This is a genomic window from Rhodococcus sp. EPR-157 (assembly GCF_001647195.1).
GTDB lineage: Bacteria > Actinomycetota > Actinomycetes > Mycobacteriales > Mycobacteriaceae > Rhodococcoides.
Genome location: NZ_LVCV01000598.1, coordinates 1 through 13099, shown reverse-complemented (window position 1 = coordinate 13099; position 13099 = coordinate 1). Strand labels below are relative to the sequence as shown.

Below are 13099 nucleotides of genomic sequence, written 5' to 3'. Positions count from 1 at the left end.
CCAGCTCGGTGGGCGCGAGAAGCCCGAGGCGAATGTTCTGTGCCAGCGAGGGTTCGAGTTCACGAATCTGCGCGCGACCGAGGATCTCGAGCTCGTGCCCCTGCTGCCCGACGAATTCGGCGATGGTCCGCAGGTCCTCGGCGTCGGCGGCGTCGAGTGCAACGGTGAGCGAACCGGTCGAGGAGAACACGTCACCGGGAAGCGAGCGAGCGAACTCCGGCCACCGCGCCAGCGAGTGCGCGCCCAGTGCCAGCAGTTCGTGTTCGCCCGGCCAACCCTCAGACAGCGGAGCAAGCATGCCGCCCGCGACCCACGACGCCCCTGATCCGACGGCTGGGTCGTACAACCGCACCGACCAGCCGTCACGCGCGGCCCGTACTGCTACCGCCAGGCCGATGACACCGCCGCCGACGACTGCCAGGGTTCCGGACATCTCACAACCACCTCACTCCCTGCGCCGGCATGATCCGGTTCAGGTATTGACGGTAAGGACGGCGTGTCCACTCTCAGCCCTGCGTACCCCAGGACTCCCGTGTATCGACCAACTGGTCACAGACTACCTTTGCACTGTGTATCCCACTCAGAGCTCCCGTAACGAATCGGCGCGCGAGCGGTTGACCTCGGCCCGCCTGTATCTATGCACCGACGCCAGGCGCGAGCTCGGCGACCTCGCCCAGTTCGCCGAGGCTGCGCTCTCCGGCGGCGTCGACATCATTCAGCTCCGCGACAAGAATTCGGCCGGTGAGCGGGAGTTCGGTCCCCTCGAAGCCAAGGACGAGCTCGCTGCGCTGGCGATTCTGTCTGCCGCCACCCGGCGCCACGGTGCGCTCCTGGCCGTGAACGATCGGGCGGATCTCGCGTTGGCGTCGAATGCCGACGTGCTGCATCTCGGTCAGAACGACCTGCCCGTGCACTATGCGCGACAGATCCTCGGGCCCGACGTCGTCATCGGTCGTTCGACGCAGAATCGCAACCAGGCGAGTCTGGCCGCCATCGAGGACGGCGTCGACTACTTCGCGACGGGACCGGTGTGGGCGACGCCCACCAAGCCGAATCGCACGGCGGCCGGACTCGAGCTTCTGCGCAGCACCGCCGAATCTGCGCCGTCGCGCCCGTGGTTCGCCATCGGCGGCGTCGACGCCGGCAATGTCGACGAAGTCCTCGCCGCAGGTGCGGATCGGATCGTGGTGGTCCGTGCCATCACGCAAGCACGGGATCCGCAGGCCGCGGCACAGGAACTGTCACAGAAGCTGAAACGGAGCTAGTCCAGCCAGCCGAGCACGGTCGACGGCGACAGGACGTGCACCGTCGTCGGCAGTCGTGCTCTGAGTTCGCGGTCCGCGGTGACGAGCGCGGTCAAGGCGGACCCTTCGTGGGCTCGCCGGGCGAGTTCGTCGTCGCCACTGCCCGACGCGTGAAATACGGGGATACGCATATCCTCGAACTGCGCTGCCCGCGCTTCGCCTTCGAGTACCGCTTCGATTTCCCTCAACCACCCGAAACTCCCACCGGGTAGCTCGACGGTGCGCGGCAGCACGTCCGCAAGCGAGGTCAGCAGCGCTTTCGTCGCGCCGCTACGGTCCTTCCACCAGCTATCGGGACGTGACCCGAGAACGTTCGCAGTGTCCAGAAGAACCCGAAGAGGCTCCGAGCGCAACGCCGGCCAGCTGGCGGCGAAACCCGGATGAAGCGGCAGCTGATCGACCATCACCTCAGGGACCCAGCGCAATTCCGTACTTTCGCCGTTCGGCGTCGTGTCCAGCTGTACTTCCGCGTCCGCGAACACCGTTGTGTAGGACCACCCGCTCGCGACCCGTGCGGTGACCTTCTCACCGCGAACGTGCAACCGCTCGGAACCGATTCCGGCTTCCTCGTCAGCCTCGCGTACTGCGGCGACGACGCTGCTCTCGTGAGAGTCCTTCGCGCCGCCGGGGAGGGCCCACGTGCCACCCTGATGACTCCATAGCGCTCGATGCTGGAGCAACACCGTCGGCTCGCCGTCGGCCGAGGGCGCGCGAAGCAGCAGGCCGGCGGCACCATGCTTACCCCAGTGTCGCGTGCCGTTCTCTCCGACTACCCACCCGTCACCGTCGCCGCGCATACTGCACTACCTTAGGGGACCGTTCTTCGTGGGTCTTCCCCGTCCACGTACGCGTGACGGCCCGGAACTTATATGCTCGAACCTGTGAATGTGGTCGGCACGACACCCACTGCTGCCGTACCTCCCACGACAGCAGCTTCGTCCTCGGGAAGCGACTCGAGACGCGAGCTGCAACGGCTGGCGCGGTCGACGCCGGTGCGCATGATCGCTCTCGGAGTGCTCCTGGTTCTGGCGACGGTCGGCACCGGCTTCGTGACAGCGGGGGCGGTGTCCGACCGGGCAGAAACACTCGATTCGTTGCTGGTGCGCACAGAGCCACTGGCCAATTCGGCTCAGAACCTCTACGGCGCCCTCTCGGTCGCGGATGCCGCAGCGTCGACGGCATTCATCTCCGGCGGCCTGGAACCGCAGGAGGTTCGCGATCGCTACGCCCAGGCCATCGGTGAGGCCGGGGCCGAGATCATTCGCGCGTCCGGCGGTCTCGGCGAGACCGACGACGAGGCCCGCACCGCGCTGACCGAGATCGGGGCTGCCTTGCCGGTATACACCGGCCTGGTGGAGACGGCCCGGTCCAACAATCGCAGCGGCAACCCGGTCGGCGCGTCGTACCTGGGCGAGGCGTCGACCTTGATGCAGACCTCGCTCCTCCCCCGGGCCGAACGGTTGTACACCGAGCAGGCTTCGCGGGTGTCGACCGATCAGGAGCGATTCGTCAATCCACCCGTGTTCGCCATCGGAATGATCGTCGTGACTCTCGCGCTGCTGGTACTGGCTCAGATATACCTGTCAGCTCGGACGCACCGCACGCTGAACCTGGGATTTCTGACGGCCTCGGCGATGGTCGCGATTCTGCTCGGGTGGATGTTGGTGGCCGGTCTGATCTCGTCAACTTCGACCGATCGCGCCCTCGACCGAGGCGTCACGCCGCTGCAGAAATTGACCACAGGTTTCATTCTCGCGCAGCAGGCCCGATCCGACGAGACCCTCAACCTCGTCCGCCGAGGAAGTGCACGGGAGTACGACGCCGAATTCGACGAGAACACACGTAAACTCGGAGAATTGTTCGAGGATGACGCGGCGATGACCCAATCGCTCGCCAAATGGCAGACGGCTCACGAGCGGATCGACGGTGCATTGGCCGTGGGTGACTTCAACACCGCGGTCACGATTGCGACGGGGAGTGGGGTGGTCGATTCGGCCTTCCAGTTCGATGCACTCGACGAGATGTTGATCGATGGTATCGAGAACGCACGAGGTGAACTTCGCGGCAACGTGGAACGCGCCAAGTCCTCTCTGACCGGATTGTCCTCGGGCGCAGTCATTCTCACGATCGCCGCGGCAGCGACACTGGCCGTCGGCCTCATCCCTAGGTTGCGTGAGTACCTGTGAACAAACTCCTTGCACTCCTGACACTGATACTCGTCGGCATCCTCACCACGGGCTGCGTGGCCACACCGGCACTGCCGCCCGAAGCCGAGATCAGCTACACCGAGCCACCGCTTCCCGACGGTGCAGGCCCGCCCACCGATGCTCCCGAGCCCGGCTCCACCGAACCCCAGTGCGCCAGACCCACTGCCAGCCTTCGTCCGACGCCGGCCGGAGTGGCCGCAGAGAACGCACCACCGACTCCGACGGTGGACGCCGTGCGGGAGCGGGGGCGACTGATCGTGGGTCTCGATACCGGCAGCAACCTTTTCAGCTTTCTCGATCCGATGACGGGCAAGCTCGTCGGATTCGATGTCGACATCGCCCGCGAGATCGCACGCGACCTCTTCGGCGATCCCGAGCGCGTCGACTTCAGAATCCTCACGTCCGCCGAACGTGTAGAGGCACTGCAGGATTCGACGGTAGATGTCGTGGTCAAGACCATGACCATCACGTGCGCCCGCAAGGAGGAGGTGTCGTTCTCCACCGTGTACTTCCAGGCGCAGCATCGAGTGCTCGCCGTGCGCGGTTCCGGTATCAACGGAGTTGCGGACCTGGCGAACAGGCGGGTCTGCGCGGTGGACGGCACGACGTCGCTGCGCAGGCTTCAGCAAATCGTGCCGACGGCACAGATCACGACGGTGCCGATGTGGTCTGATTGTCTCGTCGTGCTTCAGCAGAGGCAGGTCGACGCCATCAGTACCGACGACGCCATCCTCGCCGGTCTGGCCGCGCAGGATCCGTACCTCGAGATCGTCGGTGACAGCCTGAGCCCGGAGCCTTACGGCGTCGGAATCAAGAAGGAGAGCGAGGATTTGGTCCGGTTCGTCAACGGAACGCTCGAACGGATCCGCCGCGACGGGACCTGGAATCGCCTGTACGACCGCTGGCTCAGCGTGATGGGCAGCTCCCCCGGCGCACCCTTCCCCCAGTACGTGGACTGACGGGCAAAGTATGAGTACTCGCGATTCCGACACTCCGACGGGCCCGACGACCGCACCCTCGCAGCAGACCCAGGCAGTCGACCGAACCCAAGCTGTTGATCGCACACAAGCAGTCGACCGAACACAAGCAGTAGCTCGAACGCAGGCCACAGCCGCGACCCCGGTTCGTTCCTCGCGGACGTCGGGGCGAACCCGCTCGAGCCGATCGCACCGCACGGACACAAGGCGACGCCTCGGCGCCGGCTTGGTGGAGATCCCGCGGGTCGATCCTGTCGATCCAGCTACCGCGGTCATGTCCGATCCGACTGTGCCTGCGCGGAAACGCTTCTGCTGGAAGTGCAACTCGCCGGTCGGTCGGAACGCCGAAGGTGAGCCAGATAATCCGTCGGGAATCTGTCCGCACTGCGGGGCGCGGTTCGACTTCACGCCACTCCTCGAACCCGGTGACCTTGTCGTCGGGCAGTACGAGGTCCAAGGCTGCATCGCGCACGGTGGCCTCGGTTGGGTCTATCTTGCGATCGACCGCAATGTCAGTGACCGTTGGGTGGTCCTCAAGGGGCTCTTGCACTTCGGCGACGACGAGGCTCACGCAGTTGCGGTGGCGGAGCGCCAATTCCTCGCCGAGGTGGCACATCCGGGCGTCGTGAAGATCTACAACTTCGTCGAACAGCTTAGATCCGATGGCACCAAGATCGGCTTCATCGTCATGGAGTACGTCGGTGGTCAATCGCTGCGGGAAATTCTGTCCGCCCAGGGCGATACGTCCGCCCGGATGCCCGTCGAACAGGCAATCGCCTACGTGCTGGAAGTTCTGCCTGCGCTCGCGTATCTGCACTCGATCGGTTTGGTCTACAACGACCTCAAGCCGGAGAACATCATGGTCACCGACGACCAGATCAAGCTCATCGATCTGGGGGCGGTGGCCGGGATCGAGGACTACGGATACCTTTACGGCACAGCCGGATACCAGGCGCCGGAGATCGTCGAGACAGGTCCGACGGTGGCGTCGGACATCTACACGGCCGGGCGCACGCTTGCGGTCCTCACTCTCGATATGCCGTCGACGAAGGGGAAGTACGACGCGGGCATTCCGTCGGAGGAGGACCACGAACTGCTCCGCAAGTATCCGTCGTTCAAGCGGCTACTCCTGCGCGCAACCAATCCCGATCCGACACAGAGGTTTTCATCGGCCGAGGTGCTGGCAAGCCAGGCGACGGGTGTGCTCCGCGAGATTCTCGCCCTGCAGACCGGGACCGAACGCCCCGGACTGTCAACGGCGTTCAGCCCTCCGCGTACCACGTTCGGTACGGAGGAGTCGGTCGGTCGGACCGACACCTATGTCGACGGCAAGATACGCGGCGACCGGATCAGTGCCAGGGAGGTCGTGTCGGCTCTTCCGGTGCCCCTGGTCGACCCCCTCGACCCCAGCGCGCCGCTTCTCGCGGCAGCGGTGCACAGCGCGCCCCAGCAAACGCTGGATTCGCTTGCACACGCGCGTCGTAACGGAATCGAGCGATTCGCCGACGGGTCACCCGGCGGTCTGGAGATCACACTGGCAGAGGTCAAAGCCCACATCGATCTGGGCGACACCGGGACGGCAGAATCGGTTCTGAAGCAGGTACGTACCGACGGTCCCGATCCGTGGCGAGTCGAGTGGTACGCCGGACTCATCGGATTGCTCAAGAACGAGTTCAACGACGCGTCCAACCATTTCGAGAAGGTGCTCGACGCCATGCCCGGCGAGCTCGCGCCCAAAATCGCCCTGGCTGCGAGCGCCGAATTGATCATGGAAGGCACCCTGCGACTGGACACGGACGAACGCGAGAAGTGGCGGGCCTGCGCCGAGTCCTACTATCTGTCGGTGTGGCGTACCAATCGCGCGGTGGTGAGCTCGGCGTTCGGCCTTGCCAGGCAGATGATGTACCGCAGCGATCCGGCGGCAGCGGTGGAGGTGCTCGATCAGGTTCCCATCAGCTCGCGTCACTATGCCGTGGCCAGGATGACGAGCGTGCTGACGTTGTTGATGGATCGTCCGTCACCGGATCTGGAGGAGGAGGACTTCCGGGAGGCCGCCCGGCGAGTTGCAATGCTCCCCGGTCGCGAACCTCGCGCCCTTCAGATGCGGACGTTGGTTCTGGCCATGGCGATGGACTGGGTCCGATCGGGTCACGCGGTGGAGGCGGAGCGCGAGCCGATCCTCGGCGCGCCGTTCACCGAGACCGGTCTGCGTACCGGCACCGAGGCTGGGCTTCGGGCGTTGGCACGCAACGCAACCGACCGCGCGCACCGGTACACCCTCGTCGATCTGGCGAACGCGATCAGGCCTCAATCGCTGTTCTGAGTCACCTGCTGGGTGGCTCGAGCGATTGCCAGTTCTTCGTTGGTGGGGACCACGAGCACCGTCACCGTCGACGCGTCGGACGACACTATTCGAGGTTCTCTGCTGCGCACTGCATTTCGCTCGGCATCGATCTCGATACCGAATCCTTCGAGGTTCGCGAGTGCGTCCGCGCGAACACCTGCGGCGTTCTCACCTACCCCAGCGGTGAAAGTGATGGTATCGAGCCGACCGAGTATCACCATGTAGGAGCCGATGTACTTGCGCAGCCGGTGGATGTAGACGTCGTACGCAAGTTTCGCGTCGGCGTCGCCGTTGTCGATGTTGCGGCCGAGTACGCGAAAGTCGTTGACTCCGGCGAGCCCTTTGAGCCCGGATGCTCGGTTGAGCAATTGGTCGATGGCGTTCACGTCCATGCCCGCGCTGCGTTTCAGGTGCATGACGACGCCCGGGTCGATGTCGCCGCTGCGGGTTCCCATCACCAGGCCCTCGAGCGGGGTCAACCCCATCGAGGTGTCGATCGGAACGCCGGAGCGGATGGCGGACGCGGACGCTCCGTTACCGAGGTGCAGCACGATCTGGTTCAGACCCTCGCGCCCGAGGAATCGCGTAACCTGCTGCGACACATACTCGTGCGACGTTCCATGGAAGCCGTACCTGCGAATGCCGTGCGCTTTCGCGACATCTCGATCGATGGCGTACGTCGCCGCAGCGGCGGGAAGCCCGTGAAAGAACGCCGTATCGAACACTGCGACATGGGGCACGTCGGGAAGCTGCTTTCTGGCCACTTCGATTCCGAGCACGTTGGGCGGATTATGCAGAGGCGCAAGAGCACTGAGATCAGAGATCTGCTGCAGCACATCATCGTCGATGAGCGTCGGCCGGTAGAAGACCTCTCCCCCGTGCACGACGCGGTGTCCGACCGCGGTCACGTCCGAACCCAGTTCGACACCGGAGGCCTCGAGCATCTCGAAGGCAACCGCGAGTCCGACGCCGTGATCGGGTATCTCGCGTCGATTCTCGGTCTCGGAGCCGCGGTGCTCGAGTACGACGCGCCCCTCGGACTCACCGATCTGCTCGACGAGCCCCGAGGCCAACGATTCCCCGGATGCCGGATCCACCAGCTGAAACTTGACCGAGGACGAGCCCGAGTTGACGACGAGGACGCTCACGCCCGGTTCCCCTCTTCGATACTCTGAGCCTGGATCGCCGTGATCGCAACGGTGTTGACGATGTCTTCGACGAGTGCCCCACGGGACAGGTCGTTCACCGGCTTGCGAAGCCCCTGCAGTACAGGGCCGACCGCGACGGCGCCGGCGCTGCGTTGGACGGCCTTGTAGGTGTTGTTTCCGGTATTGAGGTCGGGGAAGATGAACACCGTCGCGCGCCCCGCCACCTCGGAGTCCGGTAGCTTCGACTTCGCGACCGACGGCTCGATCGCGGCGTCGTACTGAATGGGACCTTCCACGAGCAACTCCGGGTTGCGCTCGCGGACAAGACGAGTGGCCTCGCGGACTTTGTCGACGTCTACTCCGCTGCCGGAGTCGCCGGTCGAGTAGGACAGCATCGCGACACGTGGTTCGATGCCGAACTGCGCCGAGGTGACAGCAGATGAGATGGCGATGTCGGCCAGTTGCTCTGCCGTAGGATCGGGCACGATCGCGCAATCACCGTACGCAAGAACACGATCCGACAGACACATCAGGAAGATGCTCGATACGGTATTGACGCCGTCGGCTGTCTTGATTATCTCGAAGGAGGGTCGGATGGTGTGGGCTGTGGTGTGGGCGGCGCCGGAGACCATGCCGTCGGCGATTCCCTTGTACACCATCATGGTTCCGAAGTACGAGATGTCGGTCATGATCTCGCGGGCACGTTCGATACGCATGCCCTTGTGCTTGCGCAGCTCGGTGTACTCGGCCGCGAAGTCCTCCATGTATTCGGAGGTCTTGGGGTCGAGCACCTGTGCCCCGTCGAGGTCGACGCCCAGCTCGGCGGCTCGCCTTCGGATCGGGCCCTCTTCGCCGAGAATGGTCAGCTTGGCGACCTGTCGCTGCGCCAATCGACCCGCTGCTCTGAGGATCCTGTCGTCGCCGCCCTCGGGCAGTACGATGTGCTTCTGATGTGCCCGCGCTCGGTGAATGAGCTGGTATTCGAACATCTGTGGAGTGGTGATCGACGGAATACTGAGTTCGAGTCGGTCCAGCAGCGTGCGCGCGTCGACTCGCTGCTCCATCAAGCTCAACGCGGTGTCGACCTTGCGCTGCGAACCCACCGCCACCCGGCCCCGCACCTTGGCAGCGGCGGATGCGGTATCGAAGGTACCGAGGTCGGTAGTCAGGATCGGCAGGCGCGGACCGAGTCCCGCGACCAGGCGCGCGATGGCCGGGTGTGGCTCGATCCCGCCGTTCATGATGATGCCGGCCAGCGACGGAAATCCTTCGGCGTCATGCGCGTTGACGAGAGCGAGGAGGACGTCGGACCTGTCCGCAGGTGCGATGACGACGACGCCTTCGGTGAGGCGTTCGAGGATGTGTTCGGCCGTCATACCGCCCACCATGACGTGTAATGCCTCGCGCTGCATCAGTTCCGCGTCGCCGCTGTACAGCTCGCCGTCGACGGCGTCGAGCAGCTCGGACATGGTCGGTGCAATGAGAAGCGGGATCTCGGGCAAACTCCACGCGGGCACACCGAGAGGTTCGAGTGCGGAAGTGATCTCGTCGAGCTTGTCGGGATCACAACGGTTCGCGACGACCGCGGCGAGGTGCGCGTGATGCTGACGAAGCTCGGCCTGGCACAGCTGCCCCAGCTGCACGATTTCTTCAGTCGACCTCTCCGATCCACTCAACGCGAGAAGAACCGGTGCACCGAGGTTCGCCGCGATACGCGCGTTGAAGCTCAGTTCGCTGGGACTAGCGACGTCGGTGTAGTCGCTGCCGACGATGACCACTGCGTCGCATTGGGCTGCGACGTCGTGGAATTTTGCGACGATGTCACCGAGTGCGGCATCGGGATCCGAATGGACCGCCTCATACGAGACACCGAGTGACTGCTCGTACGACAGATCCGCCGTCGTGTGGTCGAGGAGGAGTTCGAGAATGTAGTCGGTCTCCGTCGTCGACCGGGCGATGGGACGGAACACCCCGACGCGGGCAGCGGAGGCGCACAACATCTGCAGCACTCCCAATGCGATGGTCGACTTCCCGGTGTCACCTTCGGGTGAGGCGATATAGATGCTCGATGCTGGCTCGGCCATGCCCGCCAGCGTAGCGGGTCGATAGTTGACAGAACGTGACCTGCGGGAGTCAGATCGGTCATGGCCGAATCACCGTTTCCCGACGTCCGTTGGGGCAGCGAGACCAGCTTCATCCGCAAGCCCGCGATTGCGTTCGCGGCGACCAAGCCCGGTTCGTGGGTGATCAGAAACCTGGCGGGCGTCGACAGAGCGCTACTCGAACGCACCAACGGCCGCTTCACTGTTCTCGGCCCCATCGCCGCGCCGGTCGTGCTCTTGACCACGATGGGCCGCAAGTCCGGCAAACCTCGTACGTCACCGCTGCTGTACTACCGCGAGGGTGATCGGCTCTTCGTCGTCGGGAGCAACTTCGGGCAGCAGCACCATCCGGCGTGGACGTCGAATCTCCTCGCCGACCCCCACGCAACCGTCGCAATCGGGGGTAAGAAGATCCCCGTCACAGCAACACCCGTCACGGGCGCCGAGAAAGCAAGAATCTACGACGCCTTCAACGACATGGTCCGCGTGTACGGGGAGTACAAGAATCGCACCGACCGGGACATGAGGATGTTCGCGCTGTCCGCGGGCTGACCCGTCGACCATCGCTCGAATGGTCCCGCGGCTGACCCGTCGACCATCGCTTGAATGGTCCATCCATACGAACAGATAGCTTCGATGCGCCGTTCACGCGGTCCGAGCGCCTGGCCACCATCGCTTGAATGGTCCATCGATACGACAGAAGCGTATCGATGGACCATTCAAGCGGTGTGGGGCGAGCGAGCCAACCGTCCGGGCGAGCAGTCCGTACCGAGCTACCCGAGCGTCCTGAGCCTCGGAGCCAAATCGCGCTCGAAGAGTTCCAGGAACCGCTTCTGGTCGTGGCCGGGGGCGTGGAAGACGAGGTGGTTCAGGCCCGCGTCGGTGTACTGCTTGACCTTCTCGACGGCCTCGTCGGGGTCGGAGGAGACGATCCAGCGCTTTGCGACCTGCTCGATAGGCAGTTCATCCGCAGCCTTCTCCATTTCGATCGGATCCTCGATGGAGTGCTTCTGCTCCGGCGTCAGCGACAGCGGTGCCCAGAAGCGGCAGTTCTCCAGCGCCAGATCGGGATCGGTGTCGTAGCTGATCTTGATTTCGATCATCTTGTCGATTTCACCGGCGTCGCGCTCGGCCTTGCCTGCGCCTTCTTCGACGGCGGGGAGCAGTTTGTCGGTGTAGAGCTCCATCCCCTTGCCGGAGGTACAGATGAATCCGTCACCTGCGCGCCCTGCATACCGCGCCACGACGGGACCACCGGCCGCGATGTAGACCGGAATTCCGCCCTCGGGGACGTCGTAAATCGATGCGCCCTTCGTGGTGTAGTACTCGCCGTCGAAGTCGACGCGGTCTCCGAGCCACAGTTCGCGCATAAGCCGGACGGACTCGCGCAGCCGGGCGAAGCGCTCCTTGAACTCGGGCCATTCGCCGGTGAATCCGGTCGCGATTTCGTTGAGAGCTTCACCGGTGCCGACGCCGAGCATGATCCGCCCCGGGTACAGGCAGCCCATCGTCGCGAAGGCTTGTGCGATGACCGAGGGGTTGTAGCGGAACGTCGGCGTCAACACCGAGGTGCCGAGCTGGATCGTGTTGGTTCGCTCGCCGACGGCAGTCATCCATGCCAGCGAGAACGGTGCGTGCCCACCTTCGTGTCGCCACGGCTGGAAGTGGTCGCTGACCGTCGCGGAGTCCATTCCGTGCTGCTCGGCGAGAACACCGAGTTCGACGAGCTCCCGCGGACCGAACTGCTCCGCCGACGCCTTGTATCCAAGTTTCAAAGCCTTCGCCACGCGCTGCTCCCTCTCTAAGACCACTAGGTGCTCCGATTGTGCACTCTGCGTCGAGATGTCCGACACACCGGACCGACTACTTGATCCCCAGTACCGTCACCACCGCCGCCATCACTGCGATGGCTCCGATCCCGACGGCGAAGATCCAGAGGTCTTTGGCCTCGGGCATCGGCGCACCGGTTTCGAGCGCTTTGCGCACTTGCCGCCATCTCCGAAGACCGACCATCGAAGCAGATGCTGCCATCAGAATCAGCACGAGGCCGAGCGTCGTCCTGACCCATCCGGTGCTGAAGTCGGGAACAAGATGTACGACGGCTACGCCGCCGGCGAGCAGTCCCAACGACGTCCGCATCCATGCGAGAAACGTCCGTTCGCTGGCGAGGGTGAAGCGCTCGTCGGGGCGGGTTTCCGGTGAGTCTGCCACCACATCATCATGCCGGTCCACCGTCGAGACTGCGCGAGGGCGTGCGCACCAACGTCAGCAGCGACCGCTGGCGAAGCTCGAATCCGATCGACAGGTACAGACGGATGGCGCGTTCGTTGGACGCCGACGCGTGCAGAAACGGTATTTCGCCGCGTTCGCGGATACCGTGGCCGACGGCCCGCACGAGCTCGGTTGCCAGTCCCCTCCCTCGATAGGCAGCGTCGGTGCAGACGGCGCTGATCTCGGTCCAGCCTGCCGGACGCATACGTTCTCCGGCCATGGCGGCGAGCCTGCCACTCTCCCTGATACCGAGGTATGTGCCGAGTTCGTGGGTACGCGGCAGGAACGGGCCGGGCTTGGTCTGCTTCACGAGTTCGAGCATCTCAGGGACGTCCGACGCCCCCAGAACGACTGCATCGGGGTGCGGGCGAGTATCGAGGTGGTGTCCGACGAGCTGCACCAGTTCGAATCGATCGACGATGTGCCAGTGCGCTGGAACGCGATGGTCGACGCCACGCAGGGAGACGACCTGATCGGGACCGAACAGCTCGATGATGTCGTCGAAGTCCGCTTCCTCGATGACGGTCGGGTGGCCGAGGAACGGTGAGACCTCCGGATCGAAGCGGGAGGTGTTGCCGACCGTCCGCGCGAACCGCGAGTGTGCGCCCCGCAACGACCCTCGGATGGGGTCGTCGAGGGGGTGGATGCCGGGTTCGTCGATGGATTGCGTGCTCACCGTCCGCCTCTCACTGTCGTATTCCGCTCGGTTCAACCTGCAGCAGCCCGCGAATATGCCTCGAATCCGA

At 64.5% G+C, this 13099-nt stretch carries 12 protein-coding genes and 1 riboswitch; of the genes, 5 read left to right on the top strand and 7 right to left on the bottom strand.

Annotated elements, in window-relative coordinates:
- On the bottom strand, positions 1-433 hold a 433-nt coding region (locus tag A2J03_RS25935), incomplete at its 3' end, for an FAD-dependent oxidoreductase (RefSeq protein ID WP_156520593.1).
- A riboswitch (TPP riboswitch) is annotated at positions 433-544 on the bottom strand. It overlaps the preceding gene by 1 nt.
- Positions 545-569: 25 nt before the next feature.
- Between A2J03_RS25935 and thiE the strand changes: the two genes are divergently transcribed.
- On the top strand, positions 570-1265 hold the full coding sequence (gene thiE / locus A2J03_RS25930) for a thiamine phosphate synthase (RefSeq protein WP_068380000.1): 696 nt from the start codon (positions 570-572) through the stop codon (positions 1263-1265).
- Here thiE and A2J03_RS25925 read toward each other — a convergent pair.
- Entirely contained in the window at positions 1262-2101 is an 840-nt protein-coding gene (locus A2J03_RS25925) for an NUDIX hydrolase (protein WP_068379997.1), read from the bottom strand. The two genes, thiE and A2J03_RS25925, sit on opposite strands and share 4 nt — an antisense overlap.
- A gap of 84 nt (positions 2102-2185) precedes the next feature.
- Here A2J03_RS25925 and A2J03_RS25920 point away from each other — a divergent pair, with 84 nt between their 5' ends.
- The 3 genes from A2J03_RS25920 to A2J03_RS25910 are packed head-to-tail and all read left to right on the top strand — an operon-like array spanning position 2186 to position 6811.
- On the top strand, positions 2186-3490 hold the full coding sequence (locus A2J03_RS25920; protein ID WP_082898101.1) for a hypothetical protein: 1305 nt from the start codon (positions 2186-2188) through the stop codon (positions 3488-3490).
- Positions 3487-4470: a glutamate ABC transporter substrate-binding protein gene (locus tag A2J03_RS25915; protein WP_068379991.1), complete on the top strand. Its 984-nt coding sequence runs from the start codon at positions 3487-3489 to the stop codon at positions 4468-4470. The genes A2J03_RS25920 and A2J03_RS25915 overlap by 4 nt, the downstream gene beginning before the upstream one ends.
- Positions 4471-4480: 10 nt before the next feature.
- A complete protein-coding gene (locus tag A2J03_RS25910) occupies positions 4481-6811 on the top strand; it encodes a serine/threonine-protein kinase (protein ID WP_068379989.1) in 2331 nt (776 codons plus the stop codon).
- Here the strand turns inward: A2J03_RS25910 and A2J03_RS25905 are convergent.
- Positions 6796-7980, bottom strand: a complete 1185-nt coding sequence (locus A2J03_RS25905; RefSeq protein WP_068379986.1) for an acetate kinase — start codon at positions 7978-7980, stop codon at positions 6796-6798. The two genes, A2J03_RS25910 and A2J03_RS25905, sit on opposite strands and share 16 nt — an antisense overlap.
- Positions 7977-10064, bottom strand: coding sequence for a phosphate acetyltransferase (gene pta / locus A2J03_RS25900; protein ID WP_068379983.1), 2088 nt, complete (start codon positions 10062-10064; stop codon positions 7977-7979). The genes A2J03_RS25905 and pta overlap by 4 nt, the downstream gene beginning before the upstream one ends.
- 60 nt (positions 10065-10124) lie before the next feature.
- Here pta and A2J03_RS25895 point away from each other — a divergent pair, with 60 nt between their 5' ends.
- Positions 10125-10634, top strand: coding sequence for a nitroreductase/quinone reductase family protein (locus A2J03_RS25895; RefSeq protein ID WP_068379980.1), 510 nt, complete (start codon positions 10125-10127; stop codon positions 10632-10634).
- A 221-nt stretch (positions 10635-10855) separates the two neighbouring features.
- On the opposite strand, the gene fgd is transcribed toward A2J03_RS25895, so the two are convergent.
- The 3 genes from fgd to A2J03_RS25880 all read right to left on the bottom strand — a co-directional run bounded on the left by fgd (position 10856) and on the right by A2J03_RS25880 (position 13029).
- Positions 10856-11869 (bottom strand): glucose-6-phosphate dehydrogenase (coenzyme-F420), encoded by a 1014-nt coding sequence (gene fgd, locus A2J03_RS25890; protein WP_068379977.1) that lies wholly within the window; start codon positions 11867-11869, stop codon positions 10856-10858.
- 76 nt (positions 11870-11945) lie between these two features.
- Positions 11946-12293 (bottom strand): YidH family protein, encoded by a 348-nt coding sequence (locus tag A2J03_RS25885; RefSeq protein ID WP_156520592.1) that lies wholly within the window; start codon positions 12291-12293, stop codon positions 11946-11948.
- A gap of 7 nt (positions 12294-12300) precedes the next feature.
- Positions 12301-13029 (bottom strand): GNAT family N-acetyltransferase, encoded by a 729-nt coding sequence (locus A2J03_RS25880; RefSeq protein WP_068379970.1) that lies wholly within the window; start codon positions 13027-13029, stop codon positions 12301-12303.
- Between the last annotated feature and the right edge of the window lie 70 nt (positions 13030-13099).